This window comes from Ferruginibacter albus, from assembly GCF_020042285.1.
GTDB classification, from domain to species: Bacteria; Bacteroidota; Bacteroidia; order Chitinophagales; family Chitinophagaceae; genus Ferruginibacter; species Ferruginibacter albus.
Genome location: NZ_CP083388.1, coordinates 2,531,765 through 2,550,475, shown reverse-complemented (window position 1 = coordinate 2,550,475; position 18,711 = coordinate 2,531,765). Strand labels below are relative to the sequence as shown.

Below are 18,711 nucleotides of genomic sequence, written 5' to 3'. Positions count from 1 at the left end.
GATGAAATTTGAATTGGAAAATTTAATAAGAGATAATATAAAAAAGCTGAAGCCTTATTCATCGGCAAGACACGAGTTTACCGGTGAGGCTTCTGTTTTTTTGGATGCGAATGAAAATGCTTACGGCTCACCGCTAGTAGATGCATTTAATCGTTATCCTGATCCATTGCAATGGCAGTTGAAATTTCAGTTGGCTAAGATAAAGGGTGTTCCTGCTGAAAATATTTTTATTGGTAACGGGAGTGATGAAGTAATTGACCTTGCATATCGTATTTTTTGCAACCCTGCAAAGGATAATGTGATCGTTTGTCCGCCTACATATGGAATGTATGAAGTAAGCGCTAATATTAATGATGTAGCCATTAAAAAAGTAAATCTATTGCCCAATTTTCAGTTAGATGTAGAAGGTATTTTAAATGCAGTAGATGAAAATACAAAACTTCTTTTTGTGTGTTCTCCTAATAATCCCACAGGAAATAATATGAATAGAAGTGATGTAGAACTACTGTTAAATAATTTTCCGGGTATCATTATCATTGATGAAGCATACATTAACTATTCGTCGCAAAAATCTTTTATACAGGAGCTGACAGAATACTCTAATTTAATTGTAATGCAAACTTTATCGAAAGCCTGGGGATTAGCGGCTTTACGATTGGGACTTGCTTACGCATCGTTGGATATAATAGATGTGTTTAATAAAGTAAAGCCGCCGTATAATGTGAACAAAGCTTCGCAGATGCTGGCATTGGATGCTTTAGTAAATACTGGAGTGGTGAACGATTGGATCAAAGAAGTTGTAGCAGAGAGAGAAGATCTTGCAAAAGAATTATTAAACTTCTCTTTTGTACAAACTATTTATCCAAGCGATGCTAATTTCTTTTTAATGAAAGTAGATGATGCCGATAAGTTATATGATTACCTGGCAGGCAATGGTGTTATCGTTCGTAACAGAAGTAAAGAAATAATGTGTGAAAATTGTTTGCGCATCACCATCGGCACGCCGGAAGAAAACAAACAATTACTAAACTTATTGAATAAATATGAGTAAGAAGATATTGTTTATAGACAGAGATGGTGTTTTAATAAAAGAAGCACCGCCAACTTATCAAATAGATTCATTTGATAAACTTGTTTTTTATCCGGGTGTATTCAGTTATTTATCAAGAATAGCTGTAGAACTGGATTTTAAGCTGGTGATGGTAAGCAACCAGGATGGATTAGGAACTGCATCTTTTCCGGAAGAAACCTTTTTGCCGGTTCAAAATTTTATTCTCAATAGCTTATCAAACGAAGGGATACAGTTTGATGATGTATTTATTGATAGAACTTTTGCAAAAGATAATGCACCTACGCGTAAGCCGGGTACAGCAATGTTAACTAAATTCATCAACAATCCTGAATACGATCTTGCGAATTCTTTTGTTATTGGCGATAGAATAACCGATGTTCAATTGGCAAAGAATTTAGGTTGTAAAGCCATTTGGTTAAGTAATGATGTTTCATTGGGAGCAAAAGAAATTAAAGATGCTATAGAAACACTTCGAAAAGATACTGTAGCGTTGGAAACACCCAACTGGAAGGATATCTATGAATTTTTAAAATTACCCCCGCGAATAGTAAAGCATACAAGAAATACCAATGAAACAAAGATCGATATTGAGCTAAATTTAGATGGAACAGGAAAAGCTGATATAAAAACGGGGTTAGCATTTTTTGATCACATGCTGGATCAAATTGCCCGTCATGGAAGTATTGATTTGAATGTTGAATGTAAAGGAGATCTGCATATTGATGAACACCACACGATAGAAGACATAGGGATTGCTTTAGGCGAAGCATTTTTAAAAGCATTAGGTAATAAGAAAGGCATAGAACGATATGGCTTTTTATTGCCAATGGATGATTGCTTGGCACAAGTTGCTATTGATTTCGGTGGAAGAAACTGGATCGTTTGGGAAGCTGAATTTAAAAGAGAAAAGATTGGAGAAATGCCGACAGAGATGTTCTTCCATTTCTTTAAATCATTCAGTGATGCAGCAAAAGCAAATCTCAATATCAAAGCCGAAGGTGATAATGAGCATCATAAAATAGAAGCTATTTTCAAAGCGTTTGCAAAGGCAATTAAAATGGCAGTTAAAAGAGATATTAATAATAATTCATTACCCTCAACAAAAGGAGTGCTGTGAGTATCGCAATTATAAAATACAATGCAGGCAATGTGCAAAGCGTGTTATACGCTTTGCAACGGTTAGGTGTAAACGCAATTGTGACAGACAATGCTGATGAAATAATAAAAGCAGATAAAGTTATCTTTCCCGGTGTTGGACATGCGAATGCGGCTATGCAATATTTAAAAGAGCGTGAGTTAGATAGACTCATTGTTTCGTTAAAGCAGCCGGTGTTGGGTATTTGCCTCGGATTACAATTATTATGCAATCATTCCGAAGAAGGAGATACGAGATGTTTAGGAATATTTGACACTGTCGTAAAATTGTTTCCTTCAAAGGACGTTAAAGTGCCACAGATCGGATGGAATAATATCTATGATTACAAATCGCCATTGTTTGCAAACTTGCCCAATGATGCGTATGTTTATTTTGTTCATAGCTATTATGCAGCACTGTGTAAGGAAACTGTAGCGACAACTAATTATGTTTTGCCCTACAGTTCTGCATTGCAGAAAGATAATTTCTATGCGGTACAATTCCATCCTGAAAAATCAGGAACGATTGGCGAAACAATTTTAAAGAATTTTATAAATATTAAATAGCCGGAAAGACGGTAAGTCGTTTTTCATCTTCCCGCCTTCCCGGCAAAAAAATAAATAATGGAAATCATTCCGGCAATAGATATAATCAATGGTAAATGTGTTCGTCTTACAAAAGGCGATTACGCACAACAGAAAGTGTATAATGATAATCCTGTTGAAGTAGCAAAACAATTTGAAGATGCAGGAATAAAGCGACTGCATGTAGTGGACTTAGATGGAGCAAAAGCCGGAAAGATCGTAAACCTAAACGTGCTGGAAGCAATTGTTAAACAAACAAAATTGATCATCGATTTTGGCGGAGGTGTAAAGACCATTACTGATGTAGGAAATATTATTAATGCAGGAGCGGCGATCGTTACAATTGGTAGCTTAGCAGTAAAGCAACCACAAGTATTGGAAGAGTGGTTGCTGGAGTTTGGTGCGGATAAATTTTTAATTGGTGCCGATGTATTGGATGAAAAAATAAAGATCAGCGGTTGGTTGGAAGATGGAGGGATTGATATTTTCAGTTTTATCGGGAAGATGATCGCGTTAGGAGTAAACAATATTTTTTGTACGGATATTTCTAAAGATGGCGTATTGCAAGGTCCATCGATTGAGCTTTATGAAAAAATAATGGAACAACATCCTGAAGTGAGTTTGATCGCAAGTGGTGGAGTTAGTAAAATGGAAGACGTTATTCAATTAAAAGAAATTGGTTGTAGCGGAGCGATTATCGGGAAAGCTATTTATGAAGGGAGAATTACGTTGGAACAATTAACAATTAAAAATTGATAATTGTTTAAGGTGGAAAGTTTGTCCATAATTGTAACAGCTCAACGGCTTGAAAAAATTCTTAATTATTAATTAAACAAAGGTGTTAACAAAGAGAATCATACCATGTTTGGATATTAAAGAAGGAAGAACCGTTAAGGGTGTAAACTTTGTTGATATTCGTGATGCAGGAGATCCTGTTGAACTGGCAATGCTATACTCGCAGCAAGGTGCAGATGAATTAGTGTTTTTAGATATTACTGCTACTGTTGAAAAACGTAAAACGTTAGTTGAATTAGTTAAACGGGTAGCTGCTGCCATAAATATTCCGTTTACAGTGGGTGGTGGAATATCAACAGTAGAAGACGTTTCAGTGTTATTGAAAAATGGAGCAGACAAGGTTTCAGTAAATACATCAGCCTATAAAAATCCACAGTTAATAAACGATCTGAGCAAAGCATTTGGTAGTCAATGTGTGGTTTTGGCAATTGATACAAAAAAAGAAGAGGACGGCGAATGGTATGTTTACTTAAATGGTGGAAGAACAAAAACAGAAACCAAAGCTATTGACTGGGCAAAGCAAGCAGTTGAATTAGGCGCAGGAGAAATATTGCTTACATCAATGAATAATGATGGAACAAAAGGTGGCTTTGCATTGGATATAACAGGTATCTTATCGAATATGCTTTCTGTTCCGGTAATAGCAAGCGGAGGAGCCGGGAAAATGGAGCATTTTAAAGAAGTGTTTGAAAATGCCAATGCTGATGCGGCTTTAGCAGCAAGCATCTTTCATTATAAAGAAATTGGTATTCCTGAATTGAAAGAATATTTATCGGTAAATGATGTAAATGTTCGGGTATGATTTTAATTTTATTGGGGCTTGCAATTGCTATTTATATTTTTAAATCTGTTAATGATAAAAGCAGAGCTCGTAGAGAAAACCGGCATGAGCAAATGCTAAATAAACAGGAAGAGTTGATTCAACTATTAAAAAATAAGACGAATAATGATCAAATAGATGAAATGAGTGACACAACTAAGGATGAATAGAGTACAAATGATCGTTACAAAATAATTATAATAATGAAAATAGATTTTGCAAAATATACCGATGGTTTGGTTCCTGCAATTGTGCAGGATGCCGTTACTAATAAAGTATTAATGCTGGGCTTCATGAATGAAGAAGCTTTGACAAAGACCAAAGAATTGAACAAGGTAACTTTCTTTAGTCGCAGTAAAAACCGTTTGTGGACAAAAGGTGAAGAGAGTGGGAATTTTTTATTGTTGAAAGACATTAAAGTGGATTGTGATAATGATACCTTATTAATAAAAGCTGAACCTGTTGGACCTGTTTGTCATACCGGCGCTGATACCTGCTGGGATGAAAAAAATGTTTCCAATGATTTCTTATCTCAATTAGAAAATATTATCAGCGATAGAAAAAATAATCCGACAGAAAAATCATACACTGCATCATTATTTGCAAAAGGAATTAATAAGTTGGCGCAAAAAGTAGGAGAAGAAGCAGTAGAGTTAGTAATTGAAGCAAAGGATAATAACGATGAATTATTTAAGAATGAGGCAGCAGACTTATTGTTTCATTATTTAATATTGTTGCAGGCAAAAGGATTTAAGCTGGAAGATATTATTGCTATATTAAAAGAACGCCATAAATAATGACTCCTGAACGTAACGATCGCCTTACCTCAGTATTAAACAAGCGCCAACCCGGTTTAACCGTTGTGCTGGAAAATGTTTTCGATCCGCATAATATTTCTGCGGTTATGCGTACCTGTGATGCAGTAGGAATACAGGATATTTATATACTCAACAATAAAATACCACCGCATAAAAAATGGGGAGCAAAAAGTTCTTCCAGTGCAGCCAAATGGTTAACCATTCACCAGTTTACGGATGCCAATGAATGCTTTGTACAATTGCGTAAAAACTATAAAAAAATTTATGCAACGCATTTAAGCAGTGACGCTGTTTCTTTACATGAATTGAATTTGACGGAACCTGTTGCCTTAATATTTGGTAATGAACATAGTGGAGTAAGCGATGAATTATTAGCTATGTGCGATGGTAATTTTATCATTCCTCAGGTTGGTATAATAAAATCGTTGAATATTTCTGTGGCATGCGCTGTTACTGTTTATGAAGCTTTTCGACAAAAGCAAAATGCAGGACATTATAATGAGCTACAATTGTCTCCTGAAAGATTAAAAAGCTTACAAACAGATTGGGGCTTTATTGACGATGCTCAATAATTATTATGCTGACAAATGCGCATTGTAAATAAAGTAAGCATTCAGCGCAATATAAGTGACTAGAAATACGATTGCCATTACCTTATCAAATCGATTTGCCTCTTTGATCTTATTCTTCTTTGCCATTTGTAATGAAAATACGGAGCAGGTAACTGTAGCAAAAATAAAGAACAAGGTCAAGCCATGTAAAGTATCCACCAGTGTAAATGTAGTAGTATCTGGTAGAGATGAATCAATAATATATTTATTACCAATAACTGCAAATAAGGCACCTACGCTTAGTCCAAAACGGGAGTCGATATGATCAGCATGAATATAAAAGCAGATGTAAGAGATGAGGAATGCTACGTACATGCCTAGAAATATTTTCCAGAATAATCCCATCGCATCACGTTTTAATTCGATCTTGACTTTAAAGCTACTATATTCCGAATGAGGAGTTGATAAGGTAGCATCACCAAAATCAGTTTCATAAGCTTTTGTGCCAATGTTTATTTTAAAGCTGTCAATATCCCAGTCTTTTAGTGTAAACTTAGGATCAAAATGCTGTCCGGCAGTATCGGCAGCAAATACAAGTTGCCTTGAGTCAAACTCTGCATTTTCGATAAAAAAACGAAGGTTTTGCTGATCAAAAGGAAAGTTATTGATCTTCCATGAGTCTTTCATCACACACTGTATCTTCATTAAAAGAAATACCTGCCCGCCGGAGGTGTCAGTTGTAGAATAAGATTTGGTAAAGCTTTTTGCTTGTGGTATCTCCAGGTTTTTTTCAAAATCAAAATCTTTGTTTTTATACTGTAGCCACAACCACAGATCCATTGCATATTCCTGTTGTTTAAAATCTATGTCATGAATGCTGGTAACATAAATCCCCGTATAAACTGTATCGATTGTATTTTCAGCTGCTACTGATTGCGAAAGCAATGCAACAAATAAAACGACCAATATTGCCAATCGATTTTTCATAACGCAATTTATTTTTTCAGTTGTTGTTCATTTTTTTGATTTGCCTTTTCTGATATCTTTTTATCGATGAATAACATTTTAATAGCTACCAGGATCATGAACACGGCAAATATTTTTTTTATCGTATCCTGGGGAAGGCTCAATGCCAGCTTACTTCCATAATAACCACCAGCTACAAAACCTATTGCTAATAAGCCAACAACCTTAAAGTCAATATCGCCATGCCGGTAATATTGCAGTACAGCTAAAATGCCGGCAGGTAATAAAAGTAGCCCCAGGGATGTTCCCTGCGCATTGTGTTGAGAAAAGCCTAAGAATAAAACTAATGCAGGCACAATGATCAATCCTCCTCCCACACCTACAAAGCCGCTTAACATTCCCGCAGCTAAGCCAACAAGAATTATTGTCAGTACAGTTTGTATATCCATATTTACTTTTTTAACAGCCATTATTTAGCCGGAAAAGTTTTTTGATACAGTTTGATCGCATCTTCAATAATATTATAGGCATATTGCTTATTTTGAAAATCATCAATCTCCACTACTTTATTTTCCAGCACTTTGTATTGCTCAAAATAATTTTTCAAAACGGCAATGAAGTGCTTCGGTAACTCATCGATATCTGTGATATGATTTACAGTTGGATCTTTGGTGGCTACCGCAATTATTTTATCATCTTCTTCGCCATTATCGATCATCTGCATGTTTCCAATAACTGTGGCTTCTACCATACATAAGGGCTGAATACTTTCAGAGCACATGACCAAAATGTCCAATGGATCTCCATCCAAACCCAAAGTTTGCGGAATAAATCCATAATTAATAGGATAGTGGAAAGAAGAATACACCACACGGTCTAATTTTAATAAGCCGGTTGTTTTATCAATTTCGTATTTCGCCCGGGAACCTTGCGGAATTTCAATTAAACCATTTACAACTTCAGGCACTTTTTTACCGTAAGATGCGCCGTGCCATGGATGAAGAACGTACATTTCTAAATTTTGTTTTTGTTATAAAATTATTCGCCGATCGTGTGTTTAAAATCCACTTGCCACAAACCACTCTTTTTTATTACTTTGATCTCAAGCGGAGTTTTTTTGTATGAGTTAGCGTAGTTAATAATGGCAGTAGAATCGTTCAGATCATTATATGTATTTACGATAATATCTGCACTCTTGTAACTGTTTTTATCAGCACCCGATGAACGCTCGTATTGCATTTTGTATAGATCAAACAATTGTACATTGCCTGTATCAGCAGAATACAATAAAGTTTTTGCTTCATCAAAATCGCCGTCTAAAGTTGCTCTTATAAAAGCACGTCCCGTGTCTAATGCGGTAGTGGGTCTTTCTTTTTTGCTGCTGCACGAAAGAATGAACAATGCAGCAAAGAATGGTATTATATATTTTTTCACTGTAGTTATTTGGATTGCTAAATTACTCAATATTGCGTTATACTTGTAATGTTATCAATGCATTAACACAAATACATTCTACTAATTTAACGCCCAATATATTTATCCATAAACTTATCGGCAAATCTTTGCCCCAATATTCTTTGCGATGAGGAATTAAAATGAATTTTATCCCCTCTATCTATTAAGTCTTTTGTAGTGATGATCGATGCATTACTATCTGAAGATACATATTTATCGATCTGCTCATTAAGTTTTTGATAGTTGGTGATGTTGGTTGAAAAAGATCCTAATTGACCAATAAGTACAGGAGTAGAGTTATTACCAATTTCATTTCTGAATTTAATAAACAGTGTCTTAAGCCTGTCTTTATATAAATCAATATCACTTAATGATTCAGCATCTGTTTCTCCTTGATCCCAAAGAATACCTTTGATGAGTCCATAATTTTGAGCAATCTTTACTTTTTGTTTAAAGTTTGACAACAGCGTAACATTCCTGAACGTTGAATCGTTGATCCATTGTGTGATTGAACTTCTGCCTACTGCTGTTGGAATAAGCAATATTGAAATACTATCGGAAATGTGTTTTTTCAACTCTTTTCCGAAAGATAAGCCGCAGTCTAATCCTGTTTGAGATGGCTCATAAAAATGAAGTGGTTCCTTGGCAATGATCAAATCGCCATTTTTATTTATTGTAAAGATCCTGTTATCAGGCAGTGTGTCTTGAGGTTCAACAAAACCACGTCCTGCCATATTTGATTGACCTGCCATAATAAAAACCCAGAGATTTTCTTTTTTAGGAATAATTGTAGGCTTTAATTCAGCTTCAGGAAAGAATTTTGTTCTATCGCTCCTTTTCTTTTTCCTGCATGCAGAAAAAAGAAAAACGAACAAAAGGAGAATAAGTAAAGCTTTGGTTTTAAATACTTGCATATTTTATTATTCGCTTAATGTCTTTTATAAGTTTTATAGTGTATAATTATTCTGCATTTTCATTCACTTCAAAGATCCCAAACACGTTATTATCAGCGTCTAAAAAATATCCCTGCCAGCATCTTTTAGGGATAGCAAATTTCGGTAAGGCTACTTTGCCGCCATTCGCTATGATCTTTGCTGCCGTTTTATCAAAGCTATTGACCATTATAGAGCAGGTAAAGGCGTTGGTGCCACATTGAGTTGGTGGTAGTGGGGCAGGTCGCTTTAAAAGACCGCCGTTCATGCCGTTTGTTTCAATGCGATAATATTCTATTGGCACAAATTCTTCTTTAATAAACTTCCAATCAAAGACTGTTGTATAAAATTCAATTTCTCTTGTCGGGTTTGATGATTGAATTTCGAAATAGCTAACGGTGTTCATAATTACAATTTGAATAATACTATTGTATGTATTTATGTTTTGTAAAAAGAGAGATCAATTTATTGCCTATTTTCTTTGTGGCAAAGTTATCACTTGGGTCGCCATCAATTTCCACAAGGGCATTCCAGAATTTTTCAGGATTTTGCCCAGCTTTATAAAACCTAAAATCAAATGCCTGCTCATAATATAAATTTTCGGTTCTGGTCCAAACAACCGGTTCTCTATCTCTGTTAGAATAAGAATGTGTTACTTCGAAAAAAGCAGAATCTTTAGGTAAAAAAAGTAAGATGGCTTTGTATCCGTCTGTATTTAATAATTTAAATTCCTTTTTCGCATCCGTAATATTTCTTCCCAAATAAGCATAAGAGGTGAAGATTTTTTTCTTACTCAATTTTTTAGATAAATAATCATTTAAATCGTTTAGAACAATCCTTGTGGTAGAAGGTCCAACGCTTAAAATTAAAATGCTATCTAACTTAATATTAATTGAATCGGCTTGTTTTTCTTCTACATATACATGGTTTTTTATCAAAATCACCTGGGATTTTATGCTTGAAGACATAAGAATTAAGACAAGGAAAAAAGTGATTTTCATTAATCGCATTTTTATCAAATATAGAGAAATCACTTGCAATAAATAAATGCTGGTTAATAGCTTAATAAAGAATAAAAAGTACAAGTGAGTGACACAACGAAGTTGAATAAAGAACAACTATTCGGCTCATAAAAATAAAAAAGCAGCTTGTAAGGCTGCTTTTAAAATTAATTACAAATTATTATCAACGATGAGGCTGAATATTATCTTCCCGCTCTTTTTCTTTATCGTACGCTTTAATAATCGCTTTAACCAATTTATGACGTACTACGTCTTCTTCATCCAGCTCGATATGAGAAATGCCGTCTACATTTTTTAAAATACGCAAGGCTTTTTCAATACCGCTGCGTTGATTTTTAGGTAAGTCAACCTGTGTAGGATCGCCGGTGATAATAGCTTTTGCATTCGCACCAATACGGGTGAGGAACATTTTTAATTGTCCATCGTTTGTATTCTGTGCTTCATCCAAAATAATAAAAGCATTATCCAATGTACGTCCACGCATGTAAGCTAAAGGAGCCACTTCAATTGTTCTCGTGGTCATGTAATAGCCTAATTTATCTGCAGGTATCATGTCATCCAATGCATCGTATAACGGGCGTAAATACGGGTCGATCTTTTCTTTTAAGTCGCCGGGTAAAAAACCAAGGCTTTCACCCGCTTCTACCGCAGGGCGGGTAAGAATGATCTTTTTAACTGTTTTATTTTTTAATGCTCTTACAGCTAATGCAACGGCTGTATAGGTTTTACCGGTACCGGCAGGACCAATAGCAAAAACAATATCGTTTTTGTCTACAGCTGCTACCATTTTCTTTTGATTGGCGGTACGTGCTCTTACTGTTTTACCATTAGGACCAAATACCAATACTTCGTTCGGATTACGGTCAACAAAATTGTCAACCACCTGTTGATCATCGCCGCCAAGTATTTGCTCAAAATAATTCTCACTCATGTGCCCGTTACGTTCAATGTATTGCACAATAAGCTCGATCTTTTCTTTTGCATCTACGATTTGTTCGGGAGAGCCGCTAAGCTTTACCTGTGTGCCGCGACTTAAGATCTTTAATAATGGAAATTTCTTTTTAAGAATGTCCAGTTTACCGTTGTTTACACCAAAGAATTCTATGGGATTAACGGTTTCGAGGTTAATGATAGCTTCTGTCAAAGTGCGCTGGGTTTAAATGTGAGGAAATGGGTTATTGGTTACTTACTGCCATCTATTTCAAATTTAATGAATTACAGTTGAAAGTAGATCAACTAACTTATTCACATAAACAGCAGCTAGGTGGAATAAAAAATCTCCCGGAACAACCGGGAGATTCTTTTAACCCTTAAAACAACCAACATAGAAGATCTGTTGATTCTTATATAACGAAATTTACAACTAATTGGTTGTTTGGTCAAATAAAAATTTATGTTAAGGCTATGTCTAAAACCTGCTGCATGGTCTTTACATAATAGAATTTAATGCCTTTAATGAACTCGCTGTTTATTTCATGTACATCTTTTTCATTCTGCCAGCACATAATAATTTCTTTTAAGCCTGCACGCTTGGCAGCCAGTACTTTTTCCTTAATGCCACCAACTGGTAATACTTGCCCGCGTAAGGTAATTTCACCCGTCATGGCTAAGTAAGGTTTTATTTTTCTGCCTGTAAAAGCGCTTGCCAATGCGGTCATCATAGTAATGCCGGCGCTTGGACCATCTTTAGGAACAGCACCTTCCGGAATATGTATGTGAACATTCTTTTTATTAAAATCTTCAGTATCGATGGATAGCTTTTTAGCGTTTGCCTGCAGCCAGGTATAAGCAGTAGTGGCGCTCTCCTTCATTACGTTGCCAAGGTTGCCTGTTAATTTTAATTCTCCTTTACCATCGCTTAATTGCGTTTCGATAAATAGAATATCTCCGCCTACGTAAGTCCAGGCTAAACCAACAGCAACGCCGGGCATGTTGGCTGTTTTATAAATTTCATTGCTAAAACGGGGCTTGCCTAATATTTTTTCAACATCCTCTTTGGAGAGCGTTGGTTTTATTTTTCCTTTAATGGCGTATTGTTTAGCAAGATTGCGCATGATGGAAGCTAATTGTCTATCCAAATCACGCACGCCACTTTCTCTTGTATAATCTTCAATAGTTTTTTCTAAAACAGCGTCACTTATTTTAATACGCACATCTTTTAAGCCATGCGCATCCTGCTGTTTTGGAATAAGATGTTGCTTGGCGATCTCAATTTTTTCTTCCACTGCATAACCACTTAGATCAATGATCTCTAACCGATCTCTTAATGCCGGTTGAATATTAGCAAGATTGTTAGCGGTTGCAATAAATAATACTTTACTTAGATCATACTCCAGCTCTAAATAATTATCGTAGAAATTATTGTTTTGTTCAGGATCTAATACTTCTAACAAGGCAGAAGACGGATCACCACGATGATCAGCGCCGATCTTATCTATTTCATCCAATATCATTACAGGATTACTGGATTTTATTTTACGGATAGATTGAACAATTCTTCCTGGCATGGCGCCAATATAGGTTTTACGATGACCACGTATCTCGCTTTCATCATGCAAGCCGCCTAAACTTACTCTTACATATTTTCTTTCAATGGCATTGGCAATACTTTTACCAAGGCTTGTTTTACCAATACCGGGAGGGCCTACAAAACAAAGTATCGGGCTTTTCATATCACCTTTTAATTTTAATACAGCGAGATATTCCAATATCCGTTCTTTTATTTTGTTCATTCCGTAATGATCGTGATCCAATATCTTCTTAGCACGCTTTAGATCGTATTGATCAGCGGTGTATTCTGCCCATGGTAGATCCAACATTAGATCCAAATGATTATAAACAACAGAATAATCGGGCGTGCTGGGATGCATTCTTTCGAGCTTCTCAATTCCTTTAGCAAACATTTCTTTTGCAGCTGGTGTCCATTTTTTTGCTTCCGCTTTTTTCTGCATTTCTTTTAATTCAGCTACATTATCGCCTCCCAACTCTTCTTTGATAGCTTTCATTTGCTGTTGCAGAAAATATTCACGTTGTTGCTTATCTAATTCAGCCCGGGTTTTATTGGTTACTTTATTTTTTAATTCGGTGTATTGCAATTCGGTTTGCATCAGGTTCATCAGCAATTCCGCTCGTGCTTTTACATCGTTTATTTCCAGCAGGCGTTGTTTGTCTTTTATTTCGCTGCTTAAATTGCTGCTTACAAAGTGAATTAAAAAAGAAGGGTTCTCAATATTCTTTAAGATAATAGCAGCTTCATTCGGAAGGTTAGGGGAGAGGTTGATGATCTGAGCAGCCAGGTCTTTAATGCTACCCACCATGGCATTAAAATCCTTATCATCTTTAATCAACTCTTCTGTTAAAAGTTTTGTCTTGGCTTTAAAATAAGGATCATCAGTTGTTATTTCTTCTACCTTAAAACGTTTTCTTCCCTGGATAATGATAGTAGTACCGCCATCGGGCATTTTTATAAGCTTGGCAATTTTGGCGATAGTACCGATTTCCTGCAGATCGCTGACAGTAGGTTCTTCCACAGTACTGTCTTTTTGCGCTATAACCCCTATCAATTTGTCAGCCTTATAAGCATCATTTACTGCTTTTATACTTTTATCTCTGCCTACAGTAATAGGCAAAACCACACCCGGAAAAAGCACCGTATTTCTTAAAGGTAATAAGGGTAATTCGCTCGAGATCGTCTGTTCATCGATATTTTCTGCATCGTCTTCATTCAGAGGTATCATGGGAAGAAACTCCATTTCTTCCTCAGTACCCTGCACGTAAAATTGTTTATCCATAATTTTTTATATATAAGTCAAGTTGGCAAAAGTACGCAGTTAATTGCGTAGTTTTTAGCGAGGGTGTATATGGTCAATATTGATGCCATGTTTGAATTATAAATTCCAAATACCCAATTGCAGGTCTGATATGATTACGCAAGCATTGTTTCTGTGATTTACAGCGATTATCCTGATATCATAAAATCAGCGTTCTATCTTCTTATTTTTGCATTGATGTATATTAAATGTTCCGATAAAGAAATATCTATTTTAAACAAAATTGCAAGCTCAGCTCAAAAACTGGAGCTGCCTTGCTATTTGATCGGCGGTTTTGTAAGAGATAAGATACTTGGCAGACAGACGAAGGATATGGATGTAGTTTGCATTGGCGATGCTATTGCATTGGCACATGAAGTAGCAAAGGAATTTCGCCCCAAACCCGAAGTGCATTATTTTAAAAATTTTGGCACCGCACAAATAAAAACAGATAGCATAGAAATTGAGTTTGTTGGAGCTCGCAAAGAAAGTTATAATTATGACAGCCGAAAACCACAAGTTGAAACCGGCACATTAGAAGATGATCAAAATCGCCGCGATTTTACGATCAATGCGCTTGCTATCAGCTTAAATAAAAATGATTTTGGAAAACTGCTCGACCCTTTCAATGGTATAAAAGATATCGAACTAAAAAATATAGAAACACCGCTGGAGCCTTCCCGAACATTCAGTGATGATCCTTTGCGTATGATGCGGGCTATTCGATTTGCATCGCAACTTCATTTTACTATTAATGAAAAAACGTTTGAAGCAATCAAGCAAAATGCAGAACGGATAAAAATTGTAAGCGGAGAGCGTATTGCTGATGAATTGAATAAGATATTATTAAGCAATAAGCCATCTGTTGGTTTTGATCTGTTGTATAAAAGCGGCTTATTGAAAATTATTTTTCCGCAAATGGTGGAGTTGGCGGGAGCAGAATATATTGATGGCAAGGGGCATAAAGATAATTTCTATCACACATTACAGGTAATAGACAATATCTCTCAAAATACGAATGATCTGTGGTTGCGCTGGGCAGCTGTATTACATGATATAGCAAAGCCTGCTACCAAGAAATTTGAAGAAGGGCATGGCTGGACATTCCATGGACATGAAGTAGTGGGTGGCCGAATGGTGCCGAAAATATTTTCCAAATTGAAGCTGCCGCAAAACGAAAAAATGAAGTTCGTTCGTAAAATGGTAGAAATGCACTTGCGCCCTATCGGCTTAACCAAAGAAAATATAACGGATTCCGCTATTCGAAGATTATTGTTTGATGCCGGGGAAGACTTTGAGGCATTGATGACCTTGTGTGAAGCGGACATTACTTCTAAAAACAAACAAAAAGTAAAACGTTACTTAGATAATTTTGAACATGTGCGGGAACGTTGCAAAGAGGTAGAAGAAAAAGATAATATTCGCAACTGGCAACCACCGATAACAGGAGAGCTTATCATGCAAAGATTTGATCTTTCGCCGGGGCGACAGGTTGGTGATATTAAAAATGCAATTCGTGAAGCTATTTTGGATGGGATTATACCCAATGATTATGATGCAGCGTATGCATTTATGCTTAAAAAAGCAAAGGAAATAGGAGTGGTTGTTAATGAATAATTTCAAATTTTAATTTTGTTATTTATAATCTGATATTTGTAATTTTACTACATGGCTATCTTACGATTCAGAACATATTGGGAAGATGATGACAGTATTTACAGAGATATTGCTATTCGTCATACACAAACATTTGCAGACCTGCATTCAGCTATTTTAAAAGCATATGAATTCGATAGTAAACACAAGGCAACTTTCTATCGCAGTAACGATAATTGGCAACGTGGCAGAGAGATTTCAGCAGAAAAATACGATGACCATGTGTATAAAGTAGAGCCTTTAATTATGTCCGAAACAGTGATCGGTACAGAAGTTAAAGATCCTAATCAACGCTTTATTTATGTGTACGATTTTAATAAGCTCTGGACATTCCTGGTTGAATTAATTAACGTTGATAAAGAAGAGAATAAAAAGCTGACCTATCCAAGCTGTATTCGTACAGAAGGTATTGCTCCTTCGCAATACGGAACCAAAGGTTTGGTGGATAGTCGCCTGGCTGAAGTAGAAGAAAAATACGATCTGCAACCGGATGCATTAAAAGATGGCTTTGGAGAAGAAGGAGAGGAAGATGAATCCGCCTTTGGTGAAGAAGAATCTGCTGCAGATGAAAGCAACGATGGATTTTAATTGAATTTTATTGATAACAATTTGAAAGTGTACTTCACATGCACACAAATTGATGAAGAATAAAACCTGCATTATAATAGTTGGTCCTACGGCTGTTGGCAAAACGGCTATTGCTGTACAACTGGCCCAGTTCCTTTCCACACAAATCATTTCTGCCGATAGTCGCCAATGTTACAAAGAATTGAATATTGGTGTGGCAAAACCTTCAACAGAAGAACTTCAATCAGTAAAACATTATTTCATCAATTCTCATTCAATTAACGATGAAATGAACGCTGCTGTATTTGAAAAATACGCTTTACAGGAAGTGCGCACGATCTTTGAAAATAATGATCATGCTGTTATGGTTGGGGGAACCGGATTGTATATAAAAGCTTTTTGTGAAGGCATGGATGCAATGCCTTCTATTGATCCTGAAATAAGAAATAAGATCATAACTGATTATGAAACCAAAGGCTTAGCATGGTTACAAAAACAGGCGGAAGACAATGATCCGCATTATTACTCAAAAGGTGAAATAAAAAATCCTCAACGATTAATGCGTGCATTGGAAGTTAAATTATCAACAGGAAGATCCATACTTGACTTTCAAGCAAAAAATAAAAAACAAAGAGATTTTAATATTATAAAGATAGGATTGCAATTACAGAAAGAAGAATTGTATGAAAGGATCAATCAGCGTGTAGACATAATGATAAATGATGGATTGGTGGAAGAGGTGAAGGCTTTATTGCCTTATCGCCACATCAACGCATTGCAGACGGTAGGATACAAAGAGTTATTTGAATATTTTGATAACAAGCTTTCATTAGAAAAAGCAATAGACAACATAAAGCTGAATACCCGGCATTATGCCAAACGGCAAATGACCTGGTTTAAAAAAGATGAAGAAGTAAAATGGAATGCCCCTGATTTTAACGCAATTCAGCAAGCAGTTATAACTTAATTCCTAACGTTGCTACAATATTTCCTCTCTTCGTATCAACGGTAGAAAATGTATTGGCTTTATCTTCCAATCTGTATGGAAAGTTCACATCCTTGTTGATAGAATAAACATATGTAAGATCAATAAAAAAGCCATTATTCCTGTAACCAATTCCACCACTCAATAACGTTCTGGTAGCTTTTAGTGCAGCATCTTTATAAGGATTGCCATAATAAGCAAATCCCAATCTGCCCATGATCGTATTAAACTTTAACTCACCTCCTGCACGGAAATTAAAAGTGCCTTTATATTGGTTTCTTATCACGCTGTTCAACTGGTGAAAATAATCCAGCTCATCCTGTAAGGCGGCTTCATTATCTGTAGAAAAAGAGGCGATGTTATAATCCACATATTCAATATCTGCAGTAATAAATGCCTTTTGTTTGGTGATGTCCGCCGTTTCCCTGAATACGTAACTTCCACTTGCAATAAGTTTGAAAGGCGTTAGCAGGTTGTATTTATTCAACCCGGGCTGTCCAGATGTAAAAAGATCAGAACTTACAGAATCATTATTGTTGGCATATCCTTCTTTATAAGTTGCCAGGGAAGTTCTTCTCGATTCCTGTAAGGAAGTAAAATAAGTTGGAGTGTGTAACGCTAATCCAAGTCGAATATATTCTTTAGGCTTATAAATAGCGCCAAGCTTTACATTAAAACCTACACCTGAAACACTGTAAGCATCTGTATATGTAAAATGATTAAAATAGTTATTGTGATTAGAGGAAGTATCTGTTTCTGAAAAAGTAGTGGTGTTGTCGTAATTCAGTATCGGTATTCCCAGGCTGCCCCCAAATAAAAACTTATCATTCTTATTGGTCGCAAAGCTGATGGCAAGCTCATAAATGCCGCCTTTTGTTTCTACTGTGTTTTGTTGATACAATGCATTGCCCTGCGCCAACGTAAATTCAGGCAACGCTTTTATGCGCACGGTATCATTTACGGTGATCGTATCTACCAGGTAAGTATATAAAGCAGGCGCTGTTCCAAATGCAAAACCGGGATTGTTTATCGCATCGTTGATCGAAAGATTGCTTTTTGAAAATTCTTCAGCCCATTGTTCCGCATAGGAACTGTAATTGTTATAGCCTGAATAACGCAAAGTATTATTAAAATTAGCAGTTTGTGATATTGCGATGCTGAAAGCATGACTAGTATTTGGTTTCCCCTGATCATCAAACCCAAATACAAAACCGGTTGGACCTAAACCCAGACTGTTCTTATTGTTTTGTGTACTTGTTCCTCTGAAATCGATTGAATTGTTGTTTAAAAAATACCCCGGAGTAAAAACCAATTCCGATGTTCTGTACATGCCTAACCCGGCAGGGTTTACATAGTTGGCACTGATATCCCCTCCTAAAGAACCCATTGCGCCACCTACTGCCATTATACGTGCCGATGCATTTTGCGGGTAAAAAGAATAACGCAATGCATCTTCAGGTATTTGTGAATAAGCTCCAATAGTAATAAACAGTAAGGCAGAGAGTAAGTATTTTTTCTTATGATTCATGTATGATCTTTCTTAT

The 18,711-nt window shown here is 36.0% G+C and carries 22 protein-coding genes; 12 read left to right on the top strand and 10 right to left on the bottom strand.

Features of this window, described 5'->3' with window-relative positions:
- Position 1: 1 nt before the first annotated feature.
- The 8 genes from hisC (at position 2) to K9M53_RS11135 (ending at position 5,796) form a co-directional block, all read left to right on the top strand.
- Positions 2-1,051, top strand: a complete 1,050-nt coding sequence (gene hisC, locus K9M53_RS11170) for a histidinol-phosphate transaminase (RefSeq protein WP_224014876.1) — start codon at positions 2-4, stop codon at positions 1,049-1,051.
- Entirely contained in the window at positions 1,044-2,189 is a 1,146-nt protein-coding gene (hisB, locus tag K9M53_RS11165) for a bifunctional histidinol-phosphatase/imidazoleglycerol-phosphate dehydratase HisB (protein WP_224014874.1), read from the top strand. The genes hisC and hisB overlap by 8 nt, the downstream gene beginning before the upstream one ends.
- Positions 2,186-2,773, top strand: coding sequence for an imidazole glycerol phosphate synthase subunit HisH (gene hisH / locus K9M53_RS11160; RefSeq protein WP_224014872.1), 588 nt, complete (start codon positions 2,186-2,188; stop codon positions 2,771-2,773). Before hisB ends, hisH begins: the two co-directional genes overlap by 4 nt.
- A 57-nt stretch (positions 2,774-2,830) precedes the next feature.
- Positions 2,831-3,547: a 1-(5-phosphoribosyl)-5-[(5-phosphoribosylamino)methylideneamino]imidazole-4-carboxamide isomerase gene (hisA, locus tag K9M53_RS11155; RefSeq protein ID WP_224014870.1), complete on the top strand. Its 717-nt coding sequence runs from the start codon at positions 2,831-2,833 to the stop codon at positions 3,545-3,547.
- Between the two features lie 82 nt (positions 3,548-3,629).
- Positions 3,630-4,388 (top strand): imidazole glycerol phosphate synthase subunit HisF, encoded by a 759-nt coding sequence (gene hisF, locus K9M53_RS11150; protein WP_224014869.1) that lies wholly within the window; start codon positions 3,630-3,632, stop codon positions 4,386-4,388.
- Positions 4,385-4,576: a hypothetical protein gene (locus K9M53_RS11145; protein WP_224014867.1), complete on the top strand. Its 192-nt coding sequence runs from the start codon at positions 4,385-4,387 to the stop codon at positions 4,574-4,576. Before hisF ends, K9M53_RS11145 begins: the two co-directional genes overlap by 4 nt.
- A 33-nt stretch (positions 4,577-4,609) precedes the next feature.
- Positions 4,610-5,203 (top strand): bifunctional phosphoribosyl-AMP cyclohydrolase/phosphoribosyl-ATP diphosphatase HisIE, encoded by a 594-nt coding sequence (gene hisIE / locus K9M53_RS11140; protein WP_224014865.1) that lies wholly within the window; start codon positions 4,610-4,612, stop codon positions 5,201-5,203.
- The gene (locus K9M53_RS11135) at positions 5,203-5,796 is read left to right on the top strand and encodes a TrmH family RNA methyltransferase (protein WP_224014863.1); all 594 of its coding nucleotides are present in this window, start codon (positions 5,203-5,205) and stop codon (positions 5,794-5,796) included. Before hisIE ends, K9M53_RS11135 begins: the two co-directional genes overlap by 1 nt.
- 3 nt (positions 5,797-5,799) lie before the next feature.
- Here the strand turns inward: K9M53_RS11135 and K9M53_RS11130 are convergent, their stop codons facing one another.
- From K9M53_RS11130 to K9M53_RS11095, 8 genes are all read right to left on the bottom strand, one after another.
- Complete coding sequence (locus K9M53_RS11130) at positions 5,800-6,762, bottom strand: ligand-gated ion channel (RefSeq protein ID WP_224014862.1); 963 nt, start codon at positions 6,760-6,762, stop codon at positions 5,800-5,802.
- Positions 6,763-6,770: 8 nt separating this feature from the next.
- A complete protein-coding gene (locus K9M53_RS11125; RefSeq protein WP_224014860.1) occupies positions 6,771-7,190 on the bottom strand; it encodes a sulfite exporter TauE/SafE family protein in 420 nt (139 codons plus the stop codon).
- Positions 7,191-7,210: 20 nt separating this feature from the next.
- Positions 7,211-7,753 (bottom strand): inorganic diphosphatase, encoded by a 543-nt coding sequence (locus K9M53_RS11120; protein ID WP_224014858.1) that lies wholly within the window; start codon positions 7,751-7,753, stop codon positions 7,211-7,213.
- 26 nt (positions 7,754-7,779) lie between these two features.
- Positions 7,780-8,175: a hypothetical protein gene (locus K9M53_RS11115; RefSeq protein WP_224014856.1), complete on the bottom strand. Its 396-nt coding sequence runs from the start codon at positions 8,173-8,175 to the stop codon at positions 7,780-7,782.
- 86 nt (positions 8,176-8,261) lie between these two features.
- Complete coding sequence (locus K9M53_RS11110) at positions 8,262-9,110, bottom strand: sialate O-acetylesterase (RefSeq protein ID WP_224014853.1); 849 nt, start codon at positions 9,108-9,110, stop codon at positions 8,262-8,264.
- Positions 9,111-9,156: 46 nt separating this feature from the next.
- Positions 9,157-9,534 carry a VOC family protein gene (locus tag K9M53_RS11105; RefSeq protein ID WP_224014851.1) on the bottom strand — a complete coding sequence of 126 codons (378 nt, stop codon included), beginning with the start codon at positions 9,532-9,534 and terminating at the stop codon, positions 9,157-9,159.
- A gap of 19 nt (positions 9,535-9,553) precedes the next feature.
- Positions 9,554-10,096, bottom strand: a complete 543-nt coding sequence (locus K9M53_RS11100; RefSeq protein WP_224014849.1) for a hypothetical protein — start codon at positions 10,094-10,096, stop codon at positions 9,554-9,556.
- Positions 10,097-10,313: 217 nt separating this feature from the next.
- On the bottom strand, positions 10,314-11,294 hold the full coding sequence (locus tag K9M53_RS11095) for a PhoH family protein (RefSeq protein WP_224014847.1): 981 nt from the start codon (positions 11,292-11,294) through the stop codon (positions 10,314-10,316).
- A 26-nt stretch (positions 11,295-11,320) separates the two neighbouring features.
- On the opposite strand from K9M53_RS11095, the gene K9M53_RS11090 reads away from it, so the two are divergent.
- Positions 11,321-11,464, top strand: coding sequence for a hypothetical protein (locus K9M53_RS11090; RefSeq protein ID WP_224014845.1), 144 nt, complete (start codon positions 11,321-11,323; stop codon positions 11,462-11,464).
- Between the two features lie 77 nt (positions 11,465-11,541).
- Here the strand turns inward: K9M53_RS11090 and lon are convergent, their stop codons facing one another.
- Positions 11,542-13,941 (bottom strand): endopeptidase La, encoded by a 2,400-nt coding sequence (lon, locus tag K9M53_RS11085; protein WP_224014843.1) that lies wholly within the window; start codon positions 13,939-13,941, stop codon positions 11,542-11,544.
- A gap of 153 nt (positions 13,942-14,094) precedes the next feature.
- Between lon and K9M53_RS11080 the strand changes: the two genes are divergently transcribed.
- Genes K9M53_RS11080 through miaA form a run of 3 tightly spaced genes read left to right on the top strand, consistent with a single transcriptional unit; the run spans position 14,095 to position 17,149 of the window.
- Positions 14,095-15,576, top strand: a complete 1,482-nt coding sequence (locus K9M53_RS11080) for a CCA tRNA nucleotidyltransferase (protein ID WP_224014841.1) — start codon at positions 14,095-14,097, stop codon at positions 15,574-15,576.
- Positions 15,577-15,627: 51 nt separating this feature from the next.
- A complete protein-coding gene (locus K9M53_RS11075; RefSeq protein WP_224014839.1) occupies positions 15,628-16,203 on the top strand; it encodes a plasmid pRiA4b ORF-3 family protein in 576 nt (191 codons plus the stop codon).
- 52 nt (positions 16,204-16,255) lie between these two features.
- Positions 16,256-17,149: a tRNA (adenosine(37)-N6)-dimethylallyltransferase MiaA gene (gene miaA / locus K9M53_RS11070; protein WP_224014836.1), complete on the top strand. Its 894-nt coding sequence runs from the start codon at positions 16,256-16,258 to the stop codon at positions 17,147-17,149.
- Here the strand turns inward: miaA and K9M53_RS11065 are convergent.
- Complete coding sequence (locus K9M53_RS11065; protein WP_224014834.1) at positions 17,139-18,695, bottom strand: OmpP1/FadL family transporter; 1,557 nt, start codon at positions 18,693-18,695, stop codon at positions 17,139-17,141. The two genes, miaA and K9M53_RS11065, sit on opposite strands and share 11 nt — an antisense overlap.
- Positions 18,696-18,711: the final 16 nt, after the last annotated feature.